The following is a 26,453-nucleotide window of genomic DNA, read 5'->3' on the forward strand; positions in this document are numbered from 1 at the left end:
GGATCAGAAGGGCAGGTTCATGTCTTTGGGCAGGCCCATCGACTCGGCCAGTTTGCCCATTTCTTCCTTGGCCCGTTCCTGCGCGCGCTGCTGGGCGTCTTTGATGGCGGCAAGGATCAGATCCTCGACCACTTCCTTGTCGTCGCCGTTGAAGATCGACGGATCGATGTCCAGTGTCTTCAACTCGCCTTTGGCTGTGCAGGTCGCCTTGACCAGACCAGCGCCGGCTTCGCCCTCGACCATGATCGAGTGCATGTCTTCTTGCAGCTGGGCCATCTTGCCCTGCATTTCCTGCGCCGCTTTCATCATCTTGGTCATGTCACCAAGACCACCCAGCCCGCCAAGTCCTTTGAGCATCGTTCTTCTCCGTTCTTTGGGTTGTCAGAATCCGCGAAGGGCCTCAGCCGTCTTCGAACGGATCCCATTCATCTTCAACTTCTTGCAGCGCTTCGGCCTGCACTTCGTTGGCAATATCGGTGGCGCTGCGGATATCTGTGATCTTCGCTTTGGGGAAGGCGTCGAACACGGCCCTGACCAGCGGGTGTTCAGCGGCCTCGTCGCGCAGCGCCTGTTTGGCGGCGTCTTTCTTTTCGGTGATCGTGGCGGCGTCGCAGCCATTGACCACGCTGACGCCCCAGCGATTGCCGGTCCAGCGCTGCAGGGCCGATCCAAGGCGCTGCGCCAGATCGGGCTGCGCCTCTTCCGCGGGGGTGAATTCGATCCGGCCCGGTTGATAGGACGCCAAACGCACGCCGCCCTCGACTTCAACCAGCAGCTTCACGTCGCGGTTGGTGCGGATCAATTCCAGAACGTGTTCGAACGTCGGGTAGCGGGCCAGCGCCTGATCTTGCGCCACGGCCTGCACCGCTTGCGCGCCACCACCGCCCAGCGATGCGCTGGGGCCAGAGGGGCCGCGATGGGTTGGCGCAGGGGCCGACGAAAGGGCGTTGGTGCTGCCACCGCCCATACCCATCGGCGCACCACCACCTGATGGCGGCATTGGCGGTGGGGGCGTATCCTGCAGCTTGCGCACAAGGTCTTCGGGCGAGGGCATCTCGGCCACATGGGTCAAGCGGATCACGGCCATTTCAGCGGCCATCATCGCGTTCGGCGCTTGGCTGACCTCGTCCAAGGCTTTCAGCAGCATCTGCCACATCCGCGTCAGCGGGCGCATGCCCAGCTGTTGCGCCAGTTCCTGACCACGGTTGCGCTCGTCCGGGCTGATCGTCGGGTCTTCGGCGGCATCGGGCGTGATCTTGACCACGGAAATCCAATGCGTGATCTCGGCCAGATCGCGCAGCACGGCTAGCGGGTCTGCCCCGTCGGCGTATTGCGCGCCGATCTCGGTCAGGGCCGATGCCGCATCGCCCCGCATGATCATCTCGAACAGGTCCATGACGCGCGACCGGTCCGCAAGGCCCAGCATCGCACGCACCTGTTCGGCGGTCGTTTCGCCAGCACCGTGGGAAATCGCCTGATCCAGAAGTGAGGTCGCATCCCGGGCCGATCCTTCGGCCGCGCGGGTGATCAGGGCCAAGGCATCATCGCTGATCTCAGCGCCCTCAGCGCCGGCGATCTTGCGCAACAGGCCCACCATCACCTCGGGCTCAATCCGGCGCAGGTCGAACCGCTGACAGCGCGACAGCACCGTCACGGGAACCTTGCGGATTTCCGTGGTGGCAAAGATGAACTTCACATGGGCGGGCGGTTCCTCAAGCGTTTTAAGCAGCGCGTTGAACGCACTGGTCGACAGCATGTGAACTTCGTCGATGATGTAGATCTTATAACGGGCCGAGGCCGCGCGGTAATGGACCGAGTCGATGATCTCGCGGATATCGTTGACCGAGGTGTTAGAGGCGGCGTCCATCTCCATCACGTCGACGTGGCGACCTTCCATAATGGCGCGGCAGGGTTCGCACTGACCGCACGGATCCGTCGTGGGCCCCCCGTTTCCGTCAGGACCAACGCAGTTCATGCCCTTGGCAATGATCCGCGCGGTGGTGGTTTTGCCGGTGCCGCGAATGCCCGTCATCACAAAGGCCTGCGCGATGCGATCCGCCTCGAACGCGTTCTTCAGGGTGCGCACCATCGCATCCTGTCCGACAAGGTCGGCAAAGGTCTCGGGGCGGTATTTGCGGGCCAGAACCTGATACTTGGGCGTGTCCGTCATGCGCTCTCTTTCATGCTGGCCTTAACCTAAGCACCTCAAGCGCCGCCGTCCACATCCCGCGAGGGGGATCGGGGGATTTTCTTTTTTGGGGCGGGGTGAACGTGCGGTGCGGCTGTGTATAACCTCCCAGAACGATTTTCAGACAAGTAAGGTAGTTAGAGATATGAGCTTCGAGCGGGATGTTGAGGAAGCTGCATTCAGAGCTGCAAACGCATGTGATGCGGCGGTGAAAAAGTATGCAAAAGGTGATGTCGTAGATGAGCCGAACATCACCGGCGCTTTACTTGGACAGTTAGACGCAAGACTAGAGGGAATGATTGGCGAAATTGAATGGAGAAGCCGGTTTGTTCGAGGCGGCCCGGGAAAAGCCGCTGAGGAAAGCTGGGTAGGCGCCGACATTTTGCTGAATGTACGTTTGAATGCGTATGGGCGATATTATGATAAAGGCGTTTTGATCCAATCAAAACGTCTAGAAGAAAACAATATATTAAGTACAGCGGAAGCAGACAGGCTACATAAACAGTGCCGAGATATGATCCATCGCACCTTCGCAGCATATGTATTTGTATACGCTACCAATGGGATCAGATGCGGGGGTGCCGCCTCCTTTTACGATTATTCGGATCAGAACATTCACGATTCATGTCCGTGGTCATCATACCAATTCTTCACCGAACTATTTCGATGCCCGATCGGCGATCCGCTTTTGAGAGAGGCTAATTTTGCAAAGGTTCTTGCACCCGAATCACCGCCTCGACATATATTAGTGGTCGAAGCGATTGGTCCGGAGCCTAGGCCTGAGCCTACAACTGAGCCATTGCCGGGAATGGAGCCATAAGCAGCTAATAATCCGGATTGCATTGCGTTTCGACGTAGTGAGGCGCACCTCCGCAAAACAACTGACTGGAACGGCTTGACCGTTCCAGTTGTGTCCTTGCTGGCTTTGGGATCACCCCGACAGATGGGTCGAGGATCATACGTAACACCATGTTGTCGCCGGGCTGCTGCACTGCAGCCGATATTCATTCATCCCGCAGCATCCGTGAATCTGGGCTCATAGCCGACTTTTAACGCCAGCCCAAATCCCAAAAGAAAACCGCCAGGGCAGGGACCCCGGCGGTTCAATCTTCTCCGAACTAGAGGCTTTTACGCCAACGCCTCGTCGCAGCGGGCGCAAGTGCCTGCGTGGGAGTGCGTGCCAACGTCCGGCAGGATTTTCCAGCAGCGCTGACATTTCTCACCCTCGGCCTCGGCAAAGACCACGGCGATGTCTGCGAGCTCGGCCATGCGGTAGGCATCTTCGGGTGCGGCGTCATCCGTCAGGGTCAGGCCCGATGTGATGCAGACATCCTCAAACGCCACGTCCTTCAGTGCCGCCAAGGTCGCGGCATCGCTGACATAGACCACAGGGGCCGCTTCCAGCGACGCGCCGATCACCTTGTTCACGCGCTGCACTTCAAGCGCGGACGTGACAACGCGGCGGGCCGTGCGGACCTTGGACCATTTCGCCGCCAGTTCCGCGTTCTTCCACGATGCGGGCGTTTCGGGGATGTCCTGCAGGTGAACCGACGCATCATCGCCGCCGAACCGTTCCAGCCAGACCTCTTCCATAGTGAACACCAGAACCGGTGCCAGCCATGTGGTCAGGCGGTGGAACAGGATGTCCATCACAGTGCGGGCCGCGCGGCGGCGGGCTGTGTCGCCGTCGCAATAAAGCGCGTCCTTGCGGATGTCGAAATAGAAGGCCGACAGTTCCACGGTCGCAAAGTTGAACAGCTGCTGGAACACGCCTTGGAAGTCATAGGCGTCATAGCCTGCGCGCACGACCTCATCCAGTTCTGCCAGACGGTGCAGCACCCAACGTTCCAGTTCAGGCATATCCGCAGGGTCCACACGATCCGCTTCGCTGAAATGCGACACGGCGCCCAGCATAAAGCGCATGGTGTTGCGTAGACGGCGGTAGCTGTCTGCCACGCCCTTCAGGATTTCCGGACCGATCCGCAGGTCAGCGGTGTAGTCGGCCTGAGCCACCCAAAGGCGCAGGATGTCAGCGCCGTATTGCTTGGTCACATCCTCGGGGGCGACGGTGTTGCCGACCGATTTGGACATCTTGTTGCCCTTCTCGTCCAGCGTAAAGCCGTGGGTCAGAACCCCGCGATAGGGCGCGCGGCCTTGGGTGCCACAGCTTTGCAGCATCGAGGAATGGAACCAACCGCGGTGCTGGTCGGTGCCTTCGAGATAGAGATCGGCCAGACCATCGTCCGAGCCATCTTCGCGGTCGCGCAGAACGAACGCGTGGGTCGAGCCGGAGTCGAACCACACGTCCAGAACGTCAAACACCTGATCCCAGTCATCGACGTTGTAGTCGTTGCCAAGGAAGCGTTCCTTCGCGCCTTCGACGTACCATGCATCCGCGCCTTCGGCCTCGAACGCGGCAAGGATGCGGGCGTTCACGGCTTCATCGCGCAGCAGGTAATCGGGATCAGTCGGCTGTGCGCCTTTCTTGGTGAAGCATGTCAGCGGCACACCCCACGCACGCTGGCGGGACAGAACCCAGTCTGGACGCGCTTCGATCATGGAATACAGGCGGTTGCGGCCTGTCTGCGGCGTCCATTTCACCAGCTTGTCAATGCTGGTCAGGGCGCGTTCGCGGATTGTCTTGCCGTAGGTATCATTGCCATCGCCAACCTCGCGGTCGATCGAGGCAAACCACTGCGGGCGGTTCAGACGGATGACCGGAGCTTTGGAGCGCCAGCTGTGCGCGTCCGAGATGGTGATGCGCTGACGGGCTAGAAGGCGGCCAACCTCAACCAGTTTCGCCATAACGGCCTGGTTCGCTTTGCCCGGCTTGCCCTTGTGGTCATAGACCTTGAGGCCAGCAAAGAACGGCAGGTCATCGCGATAGGCGCTGTCGTCCCCAAGGTTATAGGTCATTTCCAGACCGTGCTTGATGCCGATGGCATAGTCGTCGTCACCGTGGCTGGGGGCCGTGTGGACGAAACCTGTACCTGCGTCGGCGGTCACGTGATCGCCCGGCAGCATCGGCACGTCGAAATCCCATTCGCCGTTTGCTTCGGCTGCGCCGTTCAGCGGGTGGGCAAAGATCATCGCGGACAGTTCATCACCGGTCACATCACGGACGCGGGTGTACATGCTGTCTTCCAGACGCGCCTTGGCCAGCGTGTCTGCCGCCAGATCGTCGGCAAAGAGGTACTTCTCACCCTTCGCGGCCCAGCATTCTTCCGGCGTGTCCAGAACTTCGTACAGACCGTAGGATACGGTCGGGCTGAAGCAGATCGCGCGGTTTTGCGGGATGGTCCAAGGTGTGGTGGTCCAGATCACGGCATAGGTGTTGTCCAGACCTTCGCCTGCGTTCTGCAACGCGAACTTGACCCAGATCGCGTCGGTCTGACGGTCGTGGTATTCCACCTCGGCCTCGGCCAGCGCGGTTTTCTCGACCGGCGACCACATGACAGGCTTCGAGCCCTGATAAAGAACGCCGCTCATCAGGAATTTCTGGAATTCTTCCGCGATGATCCGCTCTGCGCGGAAATCCATCGTCAGATAGGGATTGTCCCACGTGCCTGTGATGCCAAGGCGTTTAAATTCTTCGCGCTGGATGTCGATCCAGCCTTCAGCGAACTTGCGGCATTCCTGACGGAAGTCGACGACAGGCACGTCGTCCTTGTCTTTGCCCTTGGCGCGGTACTTTTCCTCAATCTTCCATTCGATCGGCAGGCCGTGGCAGTCCCAGCCCGGGATATAGCGCGCATCGCGGCCCATCATCTGCTGCGAGCGTACGACCATATCCTTCAGGATCTTGTTCAGCGCGTGGCCGATGTGCAGGTGACCGTTCGCATACGGAGGGCCATCGTGCAGGGTGAAAGGCTTGCGGTCAGACGACTTCGCCTTTTCGCGCAGTTGTTCGTAGATGCCGATCTTGGCCCAACGGTCCAACCATGCGGGTTCGCGTTTGGGCAGGCCCGCGCGCATCGGGAAGTCGGTCTGCGGCAGGTTGAGGGTGTCTTTATAGTCCGGCGAGGTGGCTTCGGCGCACATCTTGAGTGTCCTTGACGTCAGTAAAATTCACAGATGATGGGGCGGCGCGGCAATCCATACGCCTTTGTCCCGGCGGCTCGTGTCAGAGCGCCGGGCATGTAATTCGAATGATGATCGCAAACATCTTCGTCATGGGCGCGGTTATAGGCCTGTGGGCAAGGGGCGTCCAGTGGGATATCCGGCCTATATGGCAACAGTTTTGCCGCAGGCGGTTGTGCCTCATGGACAGTCGATGGGCGATGGGGTTTCTTCGGCCCGAATTGGTCAAAGGTTTTGAAATGCGTCCTCTGGATATCGCTGTTGCTGGCGCGGGTGTCGGTGGATTGGCCGTAGGTGCGCTGTTGCGTCGGGCAGGGCATGACGTGACCGTTTTCGATAAATTTGCAGAACCCGCACCCGTGGGTTCGGGGCTGGTTGTTCAGCCGGTCGGCCTGTCGGTTCTAAAGGCTTTGGGCGCAGACCAGCGGGCGCTTGAACTGGGCAATGCCATCACCGCCATGCGGGGCCGCGAGGCCGATCAGGGCAGGCGGGTTCTTGAGGTGTCTTACGTTACTCCGAAGTCCAGCCGGTTTGGTCTGGCGATCCACCGCGCGGCATTGTTCGATGCGCTTTATGCCGCGGCCCAAGCGGCAGGGGTGGCATTGGTTTCCGCTTCGCAGGTCACGGGCCGTGACGGCGCGCATTTGCTGTTCGCGGATCGCCGCGATGGGCCATTTGACCTGATCATCGATGCTTCGGGCGCTGGTTCGGTCCTGTCGCCTTTGAAATCCAAACCGCTGGGCTATGGCGCGCTTTGGGCGACCGTGGATTGGCCTGCAGACACGCCACTTCCGCGCGACGAACTGCGGCAGATGTATCGCCGCGCCAACCGTATGATGGGCGTGCTGCCGATCGGGTCCTTGCCGGATGCGACGGGGTTCAAGGCGGCGATCTTCTGGTCGCTGCCCGCCAATGGCGTCACTGCGTGGCGTAAGACGGGGTTACAGGCATGGAAGGACGAAGCCGTCTCGCTGTGGCCCGCATTCGCACCCTTCGTGGATCAGATCACCGACCCCGACCAGATGACCGCCGCCAGTTATACGCACGGCACTTTGGTGCGGCCTTATGGTGACGGCATCGCCTATATTGGTGACGCAGCCCACCGCGCCAGCCCGCAACTGGGGCAGGGTGCGAACATGGCTTTGCTGGATGCCTGGGCGCTGTCGCAGGCGATTGCCGAGGCGCGGGGCGATGTGCCGCTTGCACTGCTTCACTATGCACGGGCACGGCGGTGGCATGTGTGGTCCTACCAGACCATGAGCCGTATGTTCACGCCGCAATATCAGTCGGATAGCCGCGTTTTGCCGTTGCTTCGTGATCGTCTTCTGTTCCCGCTTAGTCAGGTTCAACCGGTGCCGTACATCCTGACGCGGCTGGTCTGTGGCGACATGCTGCCCCCGACAGGAAGCCTGCTGGACCCCGATTAATCCGCCTGGGATTTCGCACCATCGCGCTTGAACAATCCCGCCATGGAACTGGCCACAATCGAGCGGACCGATGGCTTGGATTTCGGACCAAAGGGGATCGGGCGGCAAACCTCCATCGCGGCCACGCCCACGCGGGCCGTCAATGCGCCGTTGACCACGCCTTCGCCAAATCGGCGCGATACGCGGGATAGCACGCCGCCGCCTAAGACGGGCTCGATCAGGTCATCGCCCACGGCCACAGCGCCCGTTGCCACAAGGTGAGAAAACACCGCGCGGGTCAAACGCCAACTGCCCAACGTGCCTGACCTGCCGCCATAGATCGTGGCAATCCGCCGGATCATCCGCAAGTTCGACGTCAGCGCCGCCGCCACATCCGCCAGCGCCAAGGGCACCAGCGCGGTCACACCGGCCACCTGACGCGCCGCTGCCTCAACCTCGGCCCGTGCGGCGTGGTCCAGCGGGGTCAGCAATTCGCGTTCGGTCAGCGCCAACAATGCCTCGGCATCAAACACCTCTTCTTTGCGTTCATTCAGGCGCTCCAGCCCCCACTTTGTGTCTTCGCGCCCTTTATAAAGCGCCTCGACCGAGCCCACCAATTTGCGCGCCTCGGACAGATCGCCCGAGGCCAGAACATGCCCCGCCTGCCGGTGCAGATCATCCAGCTTTTTCAGTCGTGAAAACGCGGCCAGTTCCTTGATTGCGATCAGTACGAGGACTGCGATGAACAGGGCAAACAAGCCCGTCACCAGCCAGCCAAGGATTGCGTTCTGCGCCACAAGGTTGGCGGCAAAGTTCCACGCGGTGACCGACATCACCGTTACGATGATTGCCGACAGAAGCGACCAGAACCATTTCGCCAGCTTGGACGCCGGACGGGCGGCCAAGGTCGCCGCTGTTGTCATCGCGCGGCCCTGCGGCACTTCAACGTCCGGCACTGGCGGTGCGCGGTCGGGCGTGTCGTGCGGTGTGTCCGCATCCAGTTCGATCAGCACAGGGCCTTTGGTCTGGGTCATTGGGCTGTCCTTTCGGCACGCCATTGGAAACGGATATCCGGCAGGCCTTCGTCGTTGTCGCCATCGGTGCGGGCAACTTCGGTAAAATTATGGGATGTATAGAGCTTTCGGGCCGCTGCATTGGCCTGAAACGTCCAAAGCGTGAGCTGTTCGCAGGCCGATTTAGCAGTGTCCAAAAGCGTAGAAGCTATCCCAGCACGACGACAGTCGCGGGCCACAAACAGGCTGTGAATGTAGCCGTCTTCCCTTGCCAGAAAGCCAGCGGTCTGGCCCTCGATCTCGGCCACCGTGACCCAACCTCGGTCGATCATCTGACCCGCGTGGGCGATATCCTCGGCCCCGCTATGCAGCGTTGGTTTCCACGGGGTGTCGTGAACCGCCTCGGTCATCATCGCGCCCAAAGCGCCGGCGTCCAGCGCGCGGGCGGGGCGCAGGGTGATTGCGGGGCTGTTCACAACTTGTCCCCGAACAGAAACTCTGCCGCGCGATCCAGCCGGATATGCGGCGGGCCCTCACCAGGGCGCAGGCGCAGGGGCGACGGGGCAAAGGCCATATTGCCGTAATCTCCATCCAGCCAAGCCTCCGCACCCTGACGTGCAGGGGCGAGTAAACGCGCGGGGTCTTCGGGCAGTTCGCCTGCATAAAACGCCGCTTCTTTGCCGGTCATCAACGTGCCGCGCACACAGTCCAGTTCCCCGCCGTTGTGCGGCACTGTGGTTTCCGTCGTTGCCCGCAACGAGGCCAAAGACAATGCCTTGGTCTTGGCGCCAGCAAAGTTCGCGCGGTCTTCGGCATCCCGCAACAGTGCTTTGGTGATTTGGGTCAGCTGACGGTGCTGGGTGTGGTGAAGATGGTCGGCCTTGGTTGCGGCAAACAGGATGCGTTCCACCCGTTTGCCCAGCAAAAGCTGCGTCAGAAAGGCGTTCGGGCCGGGGCGGAACGCGCCCATCACCTCGGACAACACGCGGCGCATATCTTCAACCGCTTTTGGGCCTTGGTGGATGGCATTCAGCACATCAACCAGCACGACCTGACGGTCGATTTTGGAAAAGTGGTCGCGGAAAAACGGTTTCACCACGCGGGATTTATAGGCCTCAAACCGCCGCTCCATTTCGCGCCACAGGCTTTTGCGCGGGGCGTTCGGTTGTTCGGGCAGGGGGGCGAATGTCAGCACAGGACTACCCGCCAGATCGCCGGGCAACAGGAACCGCCCCGGCGTACAGTCGGAAAAGCCCGCCTTGCGCGCGGCGTTCAGGTAGTCGGTAAATGCATCGGCCAATGCGCGCGCGCGGGGTTCGGCCAGATCGGCCGTGCCGTCTTCGGCGTTTGCGAGCGCCAGAAACTCTGTGCCTTCGGGTCGCTCGGACAGGCGGGCAAGCGTTTCCTGGCTCCATTCCACATAAGTTTTGTCGAGCAACGCCAGATCCAGCAGCCATTCGCCGGGATAATCGACGATATCCAGATGCACGGTGCGCGGCCCTTGGATGCCGCCCAGAATGCCCGTCGGCTGCACCTTCAACGACAGGCGCAGTTCAGACACGGCGCGGGTGCTGTCGGGCCAGTGCGGGCTGGTCGAGGTCAGCGCAGCAAGGTGTTCTTCGTAATCAAAGCGCGGCAGCGTGTCGTCGGGCTGCGGCTGCAAGTAGGCGGCGACAATCCGGCCCTCTGCCTCGGCCAAAAGCTGCCCCATGCGGGCGCGGTCCATCAGATTGGCGACCAGCGATGTTATGAAAACCGTCTTGCCCGCCCGCGCAAGCCCCGTCACGCCCAAGCGGATTGTGGTGTCCGTAAAGGGGCTGGCCAATGTGCTGGCCACATTTTCCACGCCGCGCGTGAGGTTGTCGGCGAGGCTTCCGATTACCAAGATGCTGTCCTTCCAACTCGTATCCAACCCCAAGATAAGGGCGCGCAAGGGCAGTTGCCAGAGGGGACAAAGACTTGCCCGTTCCCATGCCATTCGCTAAGGCGCATTTTATGCCCAGATTTGCGCTACAAGTAGAATATGATGGCCGCCCCTTTGCGGGCTGGCAGCGTCAGGCGGATCAGCCCTCGGTTCAGGGGGCGATCGAGGATGCTTTGGCCAAACTGGAACCGGGCCCGCACACGATTGCAGCGGCGGGGCGGACGGATGCGGGCGTGCATGCCCGCGCACAGGTCTGCCATTGCGATCTGCAAAAGCCGTGGGATGCGTTCAAGCTGATGTCGGCGCTGAATCACCATTTGAAACCTTTGCCCGTTGCCATCGTCGGATCGTCCGAGGTGGATGAGGATTGGCACGCGCGGTTTTCGGCGCATGAACGCCGGTATTTATTCCGTATACTCAACCGCCGGTCCCGCCCGACTTTGGAAGAAGGTCAGGTCTGGCACGTGGCGCATCCTTTGGATGTCGAAGCGATGCGCGAAGGGGCCAAGCATCTGATTGGTCTGCATGACTTCACGACGTTCCGGTCCACGATGTGTCAGGCGGCAAGTCCGGTTAAGACACTGGATGAGCTGAGCATTTCCGAGGTGCCGACGACAGCCGGTCTGGAAATCCACTTCTACCTGCGGGCACGGTCGTTCCTGCACAATCAGGTGCGCAGCTTTGTCGGCACGCTGGAACGTGTGGGCGCGGGCGGGTGGCATCCGGACAAGGTGCGCGAGGCGCTGGAAGCCAAGGATCGCGCGGCCTGCGGGCCTGTGTGTCCGCCCCATGGACTGTATCTGGTGGGTGTCGGCTATCCGGACGATCCTTTTGCTTGAAGCATGACGCGACCCGCCTAGGTCGCTAGTCATGAAAAACGCACTCATCATCGGAGCGTCAGGTGGCATCGGGGCCGCTGTGGCGCAAGAACTGACCGCACGTGGCGTGCAAGTCACCGGACTGTCGCGGTCTGTCGACGGTTTGGATGTGACCGATGAGGCATCGATCCAGGAACATCTGTCGCGGCTGGACGGCCCGTTCGATCTGATCTTTGTTGCGACGGGCGCGCTAGAGATCGACGGCGCTGCGCCTGAAAAATCGATCAAGCGGTTGGACCCGCAGGCCATGATCGATCAGTTCCGCCTGAACACGATTGGCCCAGCGATGGTTCTGAAACACGCCATCGGGCTGGTCCCGCGCAAGGAGCGCGCGGTTATGTCGGTGCTGTCCGCGCGCGTCGGGTCGATCGGGGATAACGGATTGGGCGGCTGGTATTCCTATCGCACCGCCAAGGCGGCGGTGAACCAGATTGTGCATTCGGCCGCCATCGAGTTCGCCCGCACGCACAAGGAACTGGCCTGCGTTGCTCTGCATCCTGGTACGGTCGAAACCAACTTTACCGCCAAATATGCCGACAACCATCCAACCGTCACGCCCGAGGTCGCGGCCATGCGGCTCTGCGATGTGATGGCCAGCCTGACGCCCGAGGAGACGGGGCGGTTTTACGATTATGCCAAGAAGGAAATTCCGTGGTGAGCCGTCTTGTTCTGGTGCTTGGGGATCAGCTTTCTGAAAATCTGTCTGCTTTGGAAAAGGCGAATAAGGACAGCGATATCGTCGTGATGGCCGAGGTCGCGGATGAGGCGACCTATGTGCAGCATCACCCCAAGAAAATCGCGCTGATCTTTGCAGCTATGCGCAAGTTTGCGGCGCGGCTTCGGGACGATGGTTGGGACGTGCGTTACACCGAACTGGACGATACGGACAATTGCGGCTCCATCCCCGGTGAATTGCTGCGCCGCGCGGATGAAACGGGCGCGAAAGAGGTGATTGCCACCCAATGCGGTGAGTGGCGGCTGATCAACGCGCTTGAGGATATGCCGTTGAAGCTAACCGTGCATCCGGACACGCGGTTTGTGGCATCCTTGGATGAATTCAACGATTGGGCGGATGGGCGAAAATCGCTTCGGATGGAGTATTTCTATCGCGAGATGCGGCGCAAAACCGGTCTGTTGATGGAGGATGGCGAACCTGCGGGCGGCAAGTGGAATTTCGACCACGACAACCGCAAACCCGCGCCTGATGCCGTCGATTTCAACGGCCCGATGGAATTCACGCCGGACGACACAGTGGAAGAGGTGCTTGATCTGGTCGAGGCGCGGTTTGGCAACAGTTTCGGCACCTTGCGCCCGTTCTGGTATGCCACCGATCAGGGGCAGGCGCGCCGTGCGCTGTCGCATTTCATCAAACACGCGCTGCCGAAGTTCGGTGATTTTCAGGATGCGATGCTGGATGACAATCGCTTTCTTTATCATTCGGTGATCTCGGCCTACATCAACATCGGTCTTCTGGACCCGCTTGAGGTTTGTCAGGCTGCCGAACAGGCGTGGAAAGATGGCGATGCGCCGATCAATGCGGTCGAGGGGTTCATTCGTCAGATCATCGGCTGGCGTGAATACGTACGGGGCATCTATTTCCGCGAAGGTCCGGATTATCCGCGCCGCAATGCGCTGAACCACCAACGCAAACTGCCCGAGTTTTTCTGGACCGCCGACACCAAGATGCGCTGTGTTGCGAAGGCCGTCGAACAGACGCGGGACGAGGCCTATGCCCACCACATCCAGCGGCTTATGGTGACGGGCAACTTCGCGCTGCTTGCGGGGATCAATCCGCATGAGGTGCATGAATGGTATCTGCGCGTTTACATTGACGCCTTCGAATGGGTCGAAGCACCGAATGTCGTGGGGATGAGCCAGTTTGCCGATGACGGGATCATCGCCTCAAAACCCTATGTGTCGTCGGGCAGTTACATCGACAAGATGTCAGATCACTGCAAAGCCTGCGACTACAAGGTCAAAGACAAGACCGGCGAAAATGCCTGTCCGTTCAATCTGCTCTACTGGCATTTCATGGATCGCCACCGTGACAAATTCGGGGGCAATCCGCGCATGGGGCAGATGTATGCAACATGGGACAGGATGAAGGATGATCGCAAGGAAACCGTTCTGCGCGAGGCAGATCAATTCCTTGAGAAACTGTCCAAAGGCGAACGCGTCTAGCGCTTATTCGGTGGCTGCAGGTTCGTCGGCAGGGGCCTCTTCCGCCGGTTCTTCGGCGGTGGGGGCGTTCGGGCCTGTCAGGGCGCCGTTGATCCATGTGCCGCTGGCTTCCTCGCCCGTGGCATAGCGCATGGTGCCGTCGCCGCTGCGTTTGCCATCCTCGAAACTGCCTTCATAGATGTCGCCGCTGGCGTAGGTGGCAATGCCGGTGCCGTGGATTTTGCCGTTCTGCCAGCCGCCTTCGTAGGTAAAGCCGTCAGGCATCACGATTTTGCCGATACCATCGCGTTTGCCGTCTTTGAACATGCCGGTATAGATCGTGCCATCTGGGTAGGTGGCGGTGCCTTCGCCTTCGCGGCGGCCTTGGACCCAGTTGCCTTCATAGCGGTAGCCGTCGGGGTAGGTCATCACGCCGAAGCCGTCGTTCTTGGCGTTCACAAAGCCGCCTTCATAGGTCAGGCCATTGGCGTAGGTCGCGATGCCCTTGCCCTGGATCACGCCATCGACCCAATCGCCTTCATAAGTCGCGCCATCGGGATAGGTGATTTTGCCCTGACCATTGGCCAGATCGCCACGGAACTGGCCCTCATAGATCGACCCGTCGGGGTAGGTCACGCGGCCTGTGCCGTCGATCTGCCCGGCCACCCATTCGCCGGTGTAGGTATAGCCGTCCTGTCCACGGAAGGTGCCGATGCCTTGACGCTGGTCATTCTGAAACGCGCCTTCGTAAACGTCGCCTGACTTATAGGTAACCTTGCCCTGACCTTCGCGACGGCCCGCGACGAATTCGCCTTCGTAGACATCGCCATTGGCCTGATAAAGCGTCCCGACGCCGTGGATCTGGTCGTCTTGCCACATGCCCTCATAACGCAGGCCGTCGGCCATCGTGATCTCGCCCTTGCCTTCGCGCGATCCGCCGGACACGCGGCCATCGTATTTCGATCCGTCGGCATAAGTGATCTTGGCGTTGCCTTCCTTGACGCCGTTCACCCAGTCACCTTCGTAGATATAGCCAGTGGGGGCGGTCATCGTGCCGCGCCCGTGGTGCAGCGCGTTGCGGAACGATCCTTCGTAAACCATGCCGTTGGCGTATTTCATCACGCCCTGACCTGTGATTTTTCCGTCCAGCCATGTGCCTTCGTAGATCGAGCCATCGGCAAAGACGATTTTGCCTGTGCCTTCGGGTTTGCCCTTGGCAAAGCTGCCCTCATAGACCGATCCGTTGGGGAACCGTGCGACGCCCTGACCACGGATTTCGCCTTCGACCCAGTCACCACTGTATTCATAGCCGTTGGGCAGGCGGTAGGTACCCTGACCGTGCTGTAGCCCGTTCTGAAAGCCGCCTTCGTAGACGCCGCCGTCATCGTATTGCTTGGTCTGGACGTTGCCGGATTGCGCAAGGGCCATCATCGGCAGGGTTGCCAGTGCACATCCCAGAACGACCGTTTTCACCTTGCCCATTTGCTTTGCTCCGCCCTTGCCGTCGTCACAGGGCATTTGGCCCCGACTGTTCAGGGGAAAACTAGTGGACGGGCCGCTTTGGCACAACGTCTTTTGCCGGTTGGACTTTTACTCCGGCGTGCTTCTGCTATGTGGATTGCGACGAAAGGTGAAAGGTACAACCCATGGCAGACCGTTTTCGCATCACGCTGGCCCAGCTGAACCCCACTGTGGGCGATTTGCAGGGTAATGCCGCCAAAGCGCGTGAGGCATGGGAGGCAGGCAAAGCCGCCGGTTCCGATCTGGTTGCCTTCCCCGAGCTGTTCATCACCGGCTACAACGCGCAGGATCTGATGCGCAAACCTGCGTTTTACACCGAAGCGATCGAGGTGCTGCGCGAGTTGGCCAAGGACTGTGCCGACGGTCCGGCGGTTGCCATCGGTGCGCCGTGGATCGAAGGGACGGACCTGTATAACGCCTATCACGTGCTGCAAAACGGCGAGGTGACGGCGACGGTGCTGAAGCATCACCTGCCCAACAACAACGTCTTTGACGAAGTGCGCGTGTTCACGTCTGGCCCAGTCGCGGGTCCGTTTAGCGTGGGACCTGTGCGCATCGGCAGCCCGATCTGCGAAGACGCGTGGCACGAAGATGTGGCTGAAACGCTGGCCGAAACCGGCGCTGAAATCCTGCTGGTCCCGAACGGGTCGCCTTACTACCGCGATAAGATGGAAGTGCGCCTGAACCACATGGTCAGCCGCGTCGTCGAAACCGATCTGCCGCTGGTTTACCTGAATATGGTCGGCGGTCAGGATGATCAGGTGTTCGACGGTGGTTCGTTCGTGCTGAACCGCAAGGGCGAGATCGCGGTCAAGCTGGCGGTTTTTGATGAGGTGATTTCCCACGTCGATTTTGAACAAGGCCCCGAAGGCTGGGTCGCGCTGCCCGGTGAGTTCGTGACCCATCCCGACAATATGGAGCAGGACTATCACGTGATGGTTCTGTCCCTGCGTGACTACATGCGCAAGACGGGGTTCAAGAAGGTGCTGTTGGGTCTGTCCGGAGGTGTGGACTCGGCGCTGGTGGCGACGATAGCAGCGGATGCGCTGGGCGCGGACAATGTGCGCTGTGTGATGCTGCCGTCGGAATATACGTCGGAACACAGCCTTGAGGACGCTAAGGAAATGGCGACCAATCTGGGCTGCCGCTATGACTTTGTGCCGATCAAGCAGGGCCGCGACGCGATCACCGCCACGCTTGCCCCGCTGTTTGAAGGCACCGAAGAAGGCCTGACCGAAGAAAACATCCAGTCGCGCCTGCGCGGTCTGCTGTTGATGGCGCTGTCCAACAAGTTTGGCGAGATGCTGCTAACCACGGGCAACAAATCCGAGGTCGCAGTTGGCTATGCCACGATCTATGGAGACATGGCGGGCGGCTATAACCCGATTAAAGACCTGTATAAAACGCGCGTCTTCGACATCTGCCGCTGGCGGAACGAAAATCACCGCGACTGGATGATGGCGCCCGCGGGCGCCGTGATCCCTGATCGGATCATCACCAAGCCGCCGTCGGCGGAACTGCGTGAAGATCAGAAGGACAGCGATTCACTGCCTGATTATCCGGTGCTGGATGGCATCTTGAAAATCCTTGTGGATCAGGATGGCTCGATCGCGGATTGCGTCGCAGCGGGCTATTCGCGCGAGGATGCCAAGCGGGTCGAACACCTGCTGTACATCAGCGAATACAAACGCTTCCAATCAGCGCCGGGTGCACGTCTGTCGCCACGCGCGTTCTGGCTGGATCGCCGCTATCCTATTGCCAACCGTTGGCGCGATAAGGGCTAGGTCGCGGGGTAGGGCGTGTTTTCGGACTGAAGTTCGTAATCCTCAAGCGGGATGTAATACGCCCCCGTTTTGGTCAGCACGGATTCATAAAGCGTGAATTGGGTGGCGGGGATGTCCGGCAGGCTCATGGTGCCTTCGCGCTTCAGAAACTCGCCCAGCCGCGCCTGTTCGTCGCTGTTCATCTTGCCTGGAAGGCGGGCAAAGGTGACATGCGGGCGGAACCTGCGGCGTTCCAGAACCACACCGGCACCGTGAATGCGCGACAGGATGCTGTCGTGCAGTTGGGTCAGAGCTGCTCCGCCGTCCGCGCCCAAGGCCAAGGCATGGCCGCCGTGCCCACCAAGGCTTTCAATGCCGGACAGGGAAAAGCTGAACGCTTGCTGTTTGATCGTGCCCATGGCGTCGTGGATTTCAGACAGATCGGCTTTGGACATATCCCCAAGAAACGCCAGTGTCAGATGGATGTTTTCTTCTGCCACAGCGCGCCCGACAGGGCACCGGTCGCCCATGGCCGCGATCACCTCGGCGTCTGACGGGGGAAGGGGAAGGGCAAGAAAGGCGCGCATTGATTAGTCCTTGGGTCTTTGTCCCCAAGACTTGGCAAATGCAAAGGCAGGGAACAAGGGGAAGCCGCTAGTCCGATGTGTCGCCCATCAGATAGCGTGGGCCATCGCCCTTTTGGGCGGCAGTGTCATCGCGATTGTAAAGCGCGCAGCGTTCAAGGCTGAGGCAGCCGCACCCGATGCATCCATCCAGATCGTCGCGTAGTTTGGTCAGGGTGGCGATTTTCTGGTCCAGTTCCTGTTTGAAGCCTTCGCTGATGTCCTTCCAATCCTTGGCTGTCGGTGTGCGCGCCTCTGGCAGGTCTGCCAGCAGTTCGGCGATGCGGGGCAGGGTAAAGCCGAACCCTTGGGCGATGCGCACGAAACTGAGCCTGCGAATGTCGGCGCGTCGAAACCGACGGTTTCCACCGGGGGCACGCATCGGTGTGATCAGGCCCATGTCCTCGTAATAGCGGATTGCCGATACGGCGAGGCCGGTACGGGCAGCGACCTGCCCAATGCTGAGAATATCATCGGCACGCATGAAAAACCTCTTGATCTAAAGTTAACTTGAGAACTTAGGGTGTGATTCAGGCCGGATCAAGCCGGTGATTTTCGAAAGGAAAACGTTATGAAAATCGGATTGGAACATGTGAACGTGACTGTGGCTGACATTGATGCATCGGCTGCTTTGCTGGGGCGTTTGTTCGACTGGAAAGTGCGCTGGGAAGGCGCCAGCATTCATGGTGGCCGGTCTGTCCATGTGGGGACAGAAGACAGCTATGTGGCGCTTTATCAGCCGACGCACCAAGCCCGCGCCGAGGCAGAGACCTATTTCACCACCGGCGGGATGAACCACATCGGTGTGGTGGTCAATGATCTGGATGCCGCTGAAAAGCGCGTCGCGTCCGAAGGGCTGATCCCGCACAATCACGCGGATTACGAGCCGGGCAAACGCTTCTACTTCGACACCCCTGACGGGATCGAAATTGAGGTCGTCAGCTATGCGTGATTGTTCGGGCGGCGTTAAGCCGACCTAGACAATTTGACCAGCATATGGGAAGGGCACTGCGAACAGGAGACTCGCATGACAACCACCCGTTTCGCACCTTCCCCCACTGGCCACATTCATGTGGGCAATTTGCGCACCGCTTTGATGAACTGGCTGATCTCGCGCAAGGCGGGCGGCACGTTCATTCTGCGTATCGACGATACCGACCCCGAACGGTCGAAAGAAGAGTATGTCGACGGTATCAAACGCGATCTGGAATGGCTGGGCCTGCATTGGGACCGGACCGAACGCCAGTCCGAACGTCTGGACCTTTACGCGGATGCCGCTGACAAGCTGCGCGGGATCGGCCGTTTCTATGAGGCGTTCGAAACGCCCACCGAACTGGACCTGAAACGCAAGAAGCAGCTGAACATGGGCAAGCCGCCGGTTTATGACCGTGCAGCACTTGCGCTGTCCGACGATGAAAAGGCCGCATTGCGGACTGAGCGCGGTGACGGCGTATGGCGGTTCAAGCTGGATCACGAGCGGATCGAGTGGACCGATGGCATCCTTGGCGACATCTCGATCGATGCAGCCTCTGTATCTGACCCTGTCCTGATCCGTGGCGACAAGCAGGTTCTGTATACGCTGGCCTCTGTTGTTGATGACACGGATATGGGCGTGACCCATGTTGTGCGCGGCTCGGACCACGTGACGAACACAGCGACGCAAATCCAGATCATGGCGGCACTTGGTTTTGACCATCCGTCCTTTGCGCACCATTCGCTGCTGACCGGCCCGCAAGGCGAAGGTCTCTCCAAACGTCTTGGATCGCTGGCGCTGAAAGACCTGCGTGAAAGCGGGATCGAACCGGAGGCACTGCTGAGCATGATGGCCCGTCTGGGATCGTCGCAGCCTGTAGAACTGCGCATGACGCTGGATGAAATTGCCGAAGGGTTCGAGCTGTCGCAGTTCGGCGCGTCGCCGACCAAGTTTGACGTAAACGACCTTTACCCGCTGACAGCACGCAAACTGCACGGTTTGTCTGCCGATGCGGTTTCCGCCGATCTGGACGCGCTGGGCATCCCTGCGGACAAACAAGAGGCGTTCTGGAACGTCGCGCGTGAAAACATCACCACACGCAAGGACATCGCCGGTTGGTGGGACCTGTTCACCAACGGCGCAGAGCCGCTTGTTGCGGACGAGGATCAGGATTTTATCGCTGAAGCGATGACCCTGCTGCCGGAACCGCCCTATGACGCCGAGACATGGAAGAACTGGACGCAGGCGGTCAAGGATCAGACAGGCCGCAAGGGCAAAGGTCTGTTCATGCCGCTGCGCAAGGCCGTGACTGGTATGGAGCGTGGCCCCGAAATGGGCGACGTGATGCCGCTGATGCAGGTGGTCAAGGCGCGCGGCTTAGCCAAGGCATAACTTTGCTATAGTCATTTTGAAAGCTATGGCGCAAAATGGCCTCGCAGACCCTGCGGGGCCATTTTCTTTTGGCATTTGCTAAGTGCGTTTTACTATCAATTACAGGTGTTTGCCTTACGTCAATAAAGGGAATTTAATATACATTTAACCTACAGAATATAGGCGGGTCGGCTCAGAACTGGGCGTTCGTGCATTTCCTTGCGTGGCCCGAGATACCTTTTGCCGAATCCATGAATACGACATTGGGTCGATTGATTTCGCATTTTAATACCGTGATGCGATTGCAATTCCCTTTTTCGGTATCCAGCCATCTTTTTTAATTGGAGGTGGGGTGAAAAAGCGGGGCTTTGAAATAATGTATTTTTAATGTTTATTTTCTATTTCTGATAAAATGGCGTTTTCATTTCTCAGTTTTACCCTGCGTTAATTATTTTAATTCGGCGTGATGCCAATTGTTCGTCAACCCAATCAGTTTCTTCCGCACTCAACTTTTGCGATCTTGGATAAAGCGGTGCAGCGCGATCATTGATGACCGGAGCATGCCACCCTGTGGTTGACTCGAAGAACTTCAGCGCGCCTTCAACGCCGTAAACCTCAAGGTAACCCTGCAAAACTACATCAAGGTAGGACAGGATGACGGGGTGATCATCGCTTGCGATGGTCGAATTGGCAGGGGGGATTGCGTAAATTGCGATATCAAGCGGCTCATTTACTGCGTGATCGGTGCATTCATTGGCATTTAGACGTTCATAGAATTCTTCACGCTCGTCCAGCGCCGCCCAATCCTGATTTGGGACCTCGGCAATTAAGCCTTCAATTTCGCTGCTTGAATCCGGAATTGCCGTTAGGAAAGCCAACTCTCTTCCGGGGACCCAGCGCCACTCTCTTCGCCATCCTTTTGCGCAAGCCTGAGTTGCACGCTTGTATAAATGCGTTTTCGTGTTTACTAGGGATCCATATCCAAAGAAAAACGATTTAGGCATAGCGGTTATTTTCCATTTCAACTAATAAGAGTAGCAAGCAGTCTATTCTTCAAGTTTATTGCTGAATTGAGGCGACGGTAATGCGGGTAACAAAGCGAACTGATATTGCGCTTAGGGTTTTGATGTTTTGTGCTATCAAGCGCGGCGAACGCATTACTAAGTCCTCCATTGCTCAGGTGTGCAATGTTTCCGAGCATCACCTTGGCCAGATCGTGAATCAACTTGCCCAGCTTGGGTACTTGCGAACCCAGCGGGGACGCAAGGGGGGGGCTCGCTCTTGCCCTAGCGGAAGAGGATATCACGGTGGGTGCCGTGTTCCGGTCTTTCGAATCCAAAGTGCCGATTGTCGAATGTCATGACATGGTGACAAACACCTGTCCGCTGGCTGCGGCCTGTCGTTTGCGCACCGCGCTCGATTCCGCCGAAGAAGAATTTTACAAAAGTCTGGATGACGTCAATCTTGCGTCCCTCGTCGGCGGAAACACCGAACTTTCGGGCATTTTTTCAGCAAGTTAACCCCTGCGACCTTCTTTCCGAATGGAACACTTGCCAGAGGCGGAAGCTTGGTCTAGCGTCTTTGCATCACAGTGGGAGAACCGACTTTAGTCGGTGCCGAAGGAGCAACCGCCCCGGAAACTCTCAGGCTCAAGGACCGCTGCGATATTATGCTCTGGAGAGTGGTTCGTTCATCGCGGACCCGCCGAAGGGATAACGATCTCAGGCGCGATGCAGACCTTGGTCTGCTGCAAGGACAGAGGGGGCGTTCCAGGCACGGGGAGGGTCCGTGTCGTGAATGCCCGAGAGCAGCACGTGGCTATTCTATGTGCGACGCGACCCGGGCGGCTAACAAGACGGGGTGCCGCATGGCCAACGGGGACGACAATCGTTTCAAGGAATTTGAAACACAGGATATTTGCGGCTGTGGCGTGCCGCATGGTCCTGGCGAACATCATCACCACCACCATCACGACCATAGTCACGTTGAAGAAACGGGGCCAAAACGTACGCCGCTTTATGATCTGCACGTCGAACTGGGCGCAAAGATCGTCGAGTTCGCGGGCTATGACATGCCGGTCAGCTATCCGCTGGGGGTGATGAAAGAACATCTGCATACACGCGAAAAGGCCGGTTTCTTTGATGTCAGCCACATGGGGCAGGTTGTTCTGATCGGTCGCCGCCGTGATGCCGCCGAGGCGCTTGAGGCATTGGTGCCTGTGAATGTGCAGGGGTTGGCCGAAAACCGTCAGCGTTATGGCTTTTTTACCAATGACGCGGGCGGGATCGAAGATGACCTGATGATCGCCAATCGCGGGGATCATTTGTTTCTGGTCGTGAACGCGGCCTGCAAGGATGCCGATATTGCTCGGCTGCGCGACGGGCTTGAACCGGATGTCGTTGTCAAACACATCGAAAACCGCGCGCTGTTTGCTATTCAGGGGCCCGCGTCCGAAGCCGTCATGGCGGAACTGGCACCGGCCTTGAAAGACATGCGCTTTATGGATGTCGCGACCGTTGAAATCGAAGGCGTTGAATGCTGGGTGTCCCGTTCGGGTTACACTGGTGAAGACGGGTACGAGATTTCGGTGCCCGAAGCCGCCGCTGTCATGCTGGCGCGCAAAATTCTGGATCATGATGACGTTGAGCCCATTGGCCTCGGTGCGCGAGATTCCCTGCGCCTTGAGGCTGGGCTTTGCCTTTACGGGCATGACATCGACACCGAAACCTCGCCGGTTGAGGCGGGGCTGACCTGGGCCATTCAGAAAGTGCGCCGCAACGGGGGCGACCGCGCAGGCGGGTTCCCAGGGGCGGATCGCATTTTGGCAGAATTGGATAATGGCGCAGACCGCCGCCGCGTGGGCCTGATGCCGGGAACGCGCGCGCCGATGCGCGAAGGCGTTATGTTGTTTGCCGATGAAACCGCGACCGATCCGGTCGGAAAGGTCACATCGGGTGGTTTTGGGCCATCGGTCGAAGGGCCGGTTGCCATGGGATACGTGCCTGCCTCGATGGCCGAGACAGGGACGACTTTGTTCGGGGAAGTACGCGGAAAACGGTTGCCGGTGACGGTGGCTGATCTTCCGTTCGTACCGGCCCGCTTTAAACGCTGACTTGTGTAGGGAGTATATACACATGAAATTCACAGAAGAGCACGAATGGCTGCGCGTAGAAGATGACGGCATCGTTGTGGTCGGGATCACCGAACACGCGGCCGAACAGCTTGGCGACGTTGTGTTTGTCGAACTGCCCGAGGTTGGCGCCACCATTTCCAAAGACGACGAAGTTGTTGTCATCGAAAGCGTTAAAGCGGCCTCGGATATTCTTGCCCCCGTTGATGGCGAGATCGTCGAAGTGAACGAAACGATCGTGGATGAACCCGGCAAGGTCAACGAAGACGCCGAAGGTGAATCCTGGTTCTTCAAGGTCAAAGTCGAAGACATGTCGCAGCTGGACGACATGATGGACGAAGCGGCCTACAAGAAGTTCATTTCCTGATTTCCGGCGGGCAGGCGCGGTGATGCGCGGCCTGCCTGTCCTGAAAGACAAACGAAAAAACAAGATCCGTCGCGGCCATCCCGTCGCGGCAGGCAACCGATATATTCAAGCGCTAGGGCCGTGGCCCGACACGCGTTAGCAAGGAGCCTGAGATGCCCTTTCAACCAACCGAATATCTGCCATACGATTTTGCCAACCGTCGCCACATCGGCCCGTCGCCGTCTGAAATGGCCGACATGTTCAACGCCCTTGGCGTGGCCGACCTTGAACAGCTGATCGAGGAAACGGTTCCTGCATCTATCCGCCAGAAAGAGCCGCTGGAATTCGGCAAGCCGATGTCCGAGCGCGAATTGCTATGGCACATGCGGCAGGTGGCCAAGAAGAACAACGTGGTCACATCGCTGATCGGGCAGGGGTATCACGGCACAGTCACGCCGCCTGCGATCCAGCGGAATATTCTGGAAAATCCGGCATGGTACACGGCCTACACGCCCTACCAGCCCGAAATTTCGCAGGGCCGCCTTGAGGCGCTGTTGAACTACCAGACGATGATCACCGATCTGACCGGTCTGGAAATTGCCAACGCGTCCTTGCTGGATGAATCCACGGCCTGTGCCGAAGCGATGACCATGGCGCAGCGTGTGGCCAAGTCGAAGGCCAAGGGCTTTTTCATCGATGAAAACTGCCACCCGCAGAACATCGCTGTCATGCGCACCCGCGCCGAACCGTTGGGGATCGAAATTATCGTCGGCAAACCCGAGGATATGGACCCCGAACAGGTGTTCGGTGCGATCTTCCAATATCCGGGCACCTATGGTGGCTTGCAGGATTTCTCGGCCCCGATCGAGGCGCTGCACGAGGCTAAGGCGCTTGGGATTATCGCCGCCGACCCGATGGCGCTGTGCCTGCTGAAAGAGCCGGGCGCAATGGGTGCCGATATCGCCGTTGGCTCGACCCAGCGGTTTGGCGTGCCCATGGGCTTTGGTGGCCCGCACGCAGCCTATATGGCCTGCCGTGATGCCTATAAACGCGCGATGCCGGGCCGGATTGTCGGCGTGTCCATCGACGCGCACGGCAACCGTGCCTACCGTCTGTCGCTGCAAACCCGCGAACAGCACATCCGCCGCGAAAAGGCGACGTCGAACGTCTGTACGGCTCAGGCTTTGCTGGCTGTGATGGCTGGTTTCTACGCGGTCTTCCACGGCCCCGAAGGCCTGAAGGCCATTGCACAACGCATCCACCGCAAAACTGTGCGTCTGGCCAAAGGTCTGGAAGAAGCAGGCTTTGCCATTGATCAGGCCGATTTCTTTGACACGATCACGGTTGATGTTGGCCTCTTCCAGAAAGGCGTGATGGAGGCAGGCATCCAGAACGGCGTGAACTTCCGTAAGGTTGGCAAGACCAAGATCGGGATCACGCTGGATGAAACCACACGTCCCGCCACAATCGAACGTATCTGGCGGGCCTTTGGCATCGAACGTCAGGATTTCGATCTGATGCCGACGTACCGTTTGCCGAACAACCTGATCCGTCAGAGCGCCTATCTGCAGCACGACGTGTTCCACATGAACCGCGCCGAAACCGAGATGATGCGCTACATGCGTCGTCTGGCCGACCGCGATCTGGCGCTGGATCGTGCGATGATCCCGCTGGGGTCCTGTACGATGAAGCTGAACTCGGCCGCGGAAATGATGCCGATCAGTTGGCCGGAGTTTTCCAACCTGCATCCATATTGCCCCGCCGATCAGGCGGAAGGCTATGAAGAGATGATCACCGATCTGAACGCCAAGCTGTGCCAGATCACTGGCTATGACGCGATTTCCATGCAGCCGAACTCGGGCGCGCAGGGTGAGTATGCGGGTCTGTTGACCATCGCGGCGTACCATCGTGCGAACGGGCAGGGGCACCGCAATGTCTGTCTGATCCCTGTGAACGCGCATGGTACCAACCCCGCGTCGGCGCAGATGGTGGGGTGGAAAGTGGTTGTCGTGAAATGCGATGATCAGGGGTCAATCGATCTGGACGATTTCCGTACCAAAGCCGAACAGCACGGTGAAAACCTTGCCGGCTGCATGATCACCTATCCCTCGACCCACGGCGTGTTCGAAGAAACCGTGCAAGAGGTTTGTGAAATCACGCATAAGTATGGTGGTCAGGTGTATATCGACGGCGCCAATATGAACGCGATGGTGGGTCTGTCCCGTCCGGGCGATCTGGGCGGCGACGTAAGCCACCTGAACCTGCACAAGACGTTCTGCATTCCGCACGGCGGTGGTGGCCCCGGCATGGGCCCGATTGGTGTGAAATCGCACCTGACGCCGCACCTGCCGTCGCATCCGCTGGATGTGACCGGTGCTGGCCCGGTGTCGGCTGCGCCCTTCGGATCGCCGTTGCTGTTGCCGATCAGCTGGGCCTATTGCCTGATGATGGGCGGCGATGGTCTGACCCAAGCGACCAAGGCCGCGATCCTGAACGCGAACTACATCGCGACGCGTCTGTCCGGTGCGTATGACATTCTGTACCGTGGCAAATCTGGCCGCGTGGCCCATGAATGCATCGTCGATGTGCGTCCGTTCGAGAAATCGGCAGGTGTTACGGTGGAAGACATCGCGAAGCGTTTGATCGACTGTGGGTTCCATGCCCCGACCATGAGCTGGCCGGTTGCAGGTACCTTGATGGTCGAGCCGACAGAGTCCGAGACCAAGGCCGAACTCGACCGCTTCTGCGATGCGATGCTGGCGATCCGCGAGGAAATTCGCGCGATTGAAGAGGGCAAGATCGATGCGGAAAACAACCCGCTGAAGAACGCGCCCCACACGACCGAAGACTTGGTCGGCGATTGGGATCGTCCCTATAGCCGCGAACAGGGCTGCTTCCCTCCGGGTGCGTTCCGCGTGGACAAATACTGGCCGCCGGTCAACCGCGTGGACAACGCTTATGGCGACCGCCATCTGATCTGCACATGTCCCCCGATGGAAGACTACGTAGACGCGGAATAAGCGTTTTAAATCAAATAAAAAGCCCCGTCTGAGCGATCAGGCGGGGCTTTTCTTTGT

At 59.2% G+C, this 26,453-nt stretch carries 23 protein-coding genes and 1 riboswitch; of the genes, 13 read left to right on the top strand and 10 right to left on the bottom strand.

All coding sequences use genetic code 11. The features are described from left to right. Positions 1-3: 3 nt before the first annotated feature. Positions 4-357, bottom strand: coding sequence for a YbaB/EbfC family nucleoid-associated protein (locus C4S59_RS13245; RefSeq protein ID WP_103911007.1), 354 nt, complete (start codon positions 355-357; stop codon positions 4-6). A 43-nt stretch (positions 358-400) separates the two neighbouring features. Then, positions 401-2,170, bottom strand: coding sequence for a DNA polymerase III subunit gamma/tau (locus C4S59_RS13250; RefSeq protein WP_103911008.1), 1,770 nt, complete (start codon positions 2,168-2,170; stop codon positions 401-403). A gap of 163 nt (positions 2,171-2,333) precedes the next feature. Between C4S59_RS13250 and C4S59_RS13255 the strand changes: the two genes are divergently transcribed. Next, the gene (locus C4S59_RS13255; protein ID WP_103911009.1) at positions 2,334-3,008 is read left to right on the top strand and encodes a hypothetical protein; all 675 of its coding nucleotides are present in this window, start codon (positions 2,334-2,336) and stop codon (positions 3,006-3,008) included. A 308-nt stretch (positions 3,009-3,316) separates the two neighbouring features. On the opposite strand, the gene ileS is transcribed toward C4S59_RS13255, so the two are convergent. Continuing rightward, positions 3,317-6,229: an isoleucine--tRNA ligase gene (gene ileS / locus C4S59_RS13260; RefSeq protein WP_103911010.1), complete on the bottom strand. Its 2,913-nt coding sequence runs from the start codon at positions 6,227-6,229 to the stop codon at positions 3,317-3,319. 221 nt (positions 6,230-6,450) lie between these two features. Here ileS and C4S59_RS13265 point away from each other — a divergent pair, with 221 nt between their 5' ends. Continuing rightward, a complete protein-coding gene (locus tag C4S59_RS13265) occupies positions 6,451-7,695 on the top strand; it encodes an FAD-dependent oxidoreductase (RefSeq protein ID WP_234994768.1) in 1,245 nt (414 codons plus the stop codon). On the opposite strand, the gene C4S59_RS13270 is transcribed toward C4S59_RS13265, so the two are convergent. The 3 genes from C4S59_RS13270 to C4S59_RS13280 are packed head-to-tail and all read right to left on the bottom strand — an operon-like array spanning position 7,692 to position 10,572. Continuing rightward, positions 7,692-8,708, bottom strand: a complete 1,017-nt coding sequence (locus C4S59_RS13270; RefSeq protein WP_103911011.1) for a YcjF family protein — start codon at positions 8,706-8,708, stop codon at positions 7,692-7,694. The two genes, C4S59_RS13265 and C4S59_RS13270, sit on opposite strands and share 4 nt — an antisense overlap. Further along, positions 8,705-9,163 carry a GNAT family N-acetyltransferase gene (locus C4S59_RS13275; protein ID WP_234994769.1) on the bottom strand — a complete coding sequence of 153 codons (459 nt, stop codon included), beginning with the start codon at positions 9,161-9,163 and terminating at the stop codon, positions 8,705-8,707. The genes C4S59_RS13270 and C4S59_RS13275 overlap by 4 nt, the downstream gene beginning before the upstream one ends. After that, the gene (locus tag C4S59_RS13280) at positions 9,160-10,572 is read right to left on the bottom strand and encodes a YcjX family GTP-binding protein (protein WP_103911012.1); all 1,413 of its coding nucleotides are present in this window, start codon (positions 10,570-10,572) and stop codon (positions 9,160-9,162) included. Before C4S59_RS13280 ends, C4S59_RS13275 begins: the two co-directional genes overlap by 4 nt. A gap of 110 nt (positions 10,573-10,682) precedes the next feature. Between C4S59_RS13280 and truA the strand changes: the two genes are divergently transcribed. Genes truA through C4S59_RS13295 form a run of 3 tightly spaced genes read left to right on the top strand, consistent with a single transcriptional unit; the run spans position 10,683 to position 13,670 of the window. Continuing rightward, on the top strand, positions 10,683-11,450 hold the full coding sequence (gene truA / locus C4S59_RS13285; RefSeq protein ID WP_103911013.1) for a tRNA pseudouridine(38-40) synthase TruA: 768 nt from the start codon (positions 10,683-10,685) through the stop codon (positions 11,448-11,450). Positions 11,451-11,481: 31 nt separating this feature from the next. Next, positions 11,482-12,147 (top strand): SDR family NAD(P)-dependent oxidoreductase, encoded by a 666-nt coding sequence (locus C4S59_RS13290; RefSeq protein WP_103911014.1) that lies wholly within the window; start codon positions 11,482-11,484, stop codon positions 12,145-12,147. Further along, positions 12,141-13,670: a cryptochrome/photolyase family protein gene (locus C4S59_RS13295; protein WP_103911015.1), complete on the top strand. Its 1,530-nt coding sequence runs from the start codon at positions 12,141-12,143 to the stop codon at positions 13,668-13,670. Before C4S59_RS13290 ends, C4S59_RS13295 begins: the two co-directional genes overlap by 7 nt. Before the next feature lie 3 nt (positions 13,671-13,673). On the opposite strand, the gene C4S59_RS13300 is transcribed toward C4S59_RS13295, so the two are convergent. Further along, the gene (locus tag C4S59_RS13300; protein WP_103911016.1) at positions 13,674-15,131 is read right to left on the bottom strand and encodes an MORN repeat-containing protein; all 1,458 of its coding nucleotides are present in this window, start codon (positions 15,129-15,131) and stop codon (positions 13,674-13,676) included. Between the two features lie 164 nt (positions 15,132-15,295). Here C4S59_RS13300 and C4S59_RS13305 point away from each other — a divergent pair, with 164 nt between their 5' ends. Continuing rightward, the gene (locus tag C4S59_RS13305; RefSeq protein WP_103911017.1) at positions 15,296-16,954 is read left to right on the top strand and encodes an NAD+ synthase; all 1,659 of its coding nucleotides are present in this window, start codon (positions 15,296-15,298) and stop codon (positions 16,952-16,954) included. On the opposite strand, the gene thpR is transcribed toward C4S59_RS13305, so the two are convergent. Together thpR and soxR are read right to left on the bottom strand one after the other, a co-directional pair. After that, positions 16,951-17,520: an RNA 2',3'-cyclic phosphodiesterase gene (gene thpR, locus C4S59_RS13310; RefSeq protein ID WP_103911018.1), complete on the bottom strand. Its 570-nt coding sequence runs from the start codon at positions 17,518-17,520 to the stop codon at positions 16,951-16,953. The genes C4S59_RS13305 and thpR overlap by 4 nt on opposite strands. A 67-nt stretch (positions 17,521-17,587) precedes the next feature. Then, on the bottom strand, positions 17,588-18,040 hold the full coding sequence (gene soxR, locus C4S59_RS13315) for a redox-sensitive transcriptional activator SoxR (protein ID WP_103911019.1): 453 nt from the start codon (positions 18,038-18,040) through the stop codon (positions 17,588-17,590). 87 nt (positions 18,041-18,127) lie between these two features. Between soxR and C4S59_RS13320 the strand changes: the two genes are divergently transcribed. Continuing rightward, a complete protein-coding gene (locus C4S59_RS13320) occupies positions 18,128-18,508 on the top strand; it encodes a VOC family protein (protein WP_103911020.1) in 381 nt (126 codons plus the stop codon). Between the two features lie 75 nt (positions 18,509-18,583). Next, entirely contained in the window at positions 18,584-19,921 is a 1,338-nt protein-coding gene (gene gltX, locus C4S59_RS13325; RefSeq protein WP_103911021.1) for a glutamate--tRNA ligase, read from the top strand. Between the two features lie 413 nt (positions 19,922-20,334). Here gltX and C4S59_RS13330 read toward each other — a convergent pair whose 3' ends face one another. After that, positions 20,335-20,904 (bottom strand): gamma-glutamylcyclotransferase family protein, encoded by a 570-nt coding sequence (locus C4S59_RS13330; protein ID WP_103911022.1) that lies wholly within the window; start codon positions 20,902-20,904, stop codon positions 20,335-20,337. 122 nt (positions 20,905-21,026) lie between these two features. Here C4S59_RS13330 and C4S59_RS19895 point away from each other — a divergent pair, with 122 nt between their 5' ends. The 5 genes from C4S59_RS19895 to gcvP all read left to right on the top strand — a co-directional run bounded on the left by C4S59_RS19895 (position 21,027) and on the right by gcvP (position 26,396). Then, entirely contained in the window at positions 21,027-21,263 is a 237-nt protein-coding gene (locus tag C4S59_RS19895; RefSeq protein ID WP_327346544.1) for an Rrf2 family transcriptional regulator, read from the top strand. Next, the gene (locus C4S59_RS19900) at positions 21,217-21,420 is read left to right on the top strand and encodes a hypothetical protein (RefSeq protein ID WP_327346476.1); all 204 of its coding nucleotides are present in this window, start codon (positions 21,217-21,219) and stop codon (positions 21,418-21,420) included. The genes C4S59_RS19895 and C4S59_RS19900 overlap by 47 nt, the downstream gene beginning before the upstream one ends. Positions 21,421-21,482: 62 nt before the next feature. Continuing rightward, positions 21,483-21,569: riboswitch (glycine riboswitch) on the top strand. A gap of 198 nt (positions 21,570-21,767) precedes the next feature. Then, complete coding sequence (gene gcvT, locus C4S59_RS13340; RefSeq protein ID WP_103911023.1) at positions 21,768-23,012, top strand: glycine cleavage system aminomethyltransferase GcvT; 1,245 nt, start codon at positions 21,768-21,770, stop codon at positions 23,010-23,012. 22 nt (positions 23,013-23,034) lie between these two features. Further along, positions 23,035-23,397, top strand: a complete 363-nt coding sequence (gene gcvH / locus C4S59_RS13345; protein WP_103911024.1) for a glycine cleavage system protein GcvH — start codon at positions 23,035-23,037, stop codon at positions 23,395-23,397. Between the two features lie 152 nt (positions 23,398-23,549). Further along, entirely contained in the window at positions 23,550-26,396 is a 2,847-nt protein-coding gene (gene gcvP / locus C4S59_RS13350; RefSeq protein WP_103911025.1) for an aminomethyl-transferring glycine dehydrogenase, read from the top strand. The last annotated feature ends 57 nt before the right edge of the window (positions 26,397-26,453 follow it).

It is taken from the genome of Thalassococcus halodurans (assembly GCF_900108225.1).
Classification (GTDB): domain Bacteria; phylum Pseudomonadota; class Alphaproteobacteria; order Rhodobacterales; family Rhodobacteraceae; genus Thalassococcus; species Thalassococcus halodurans.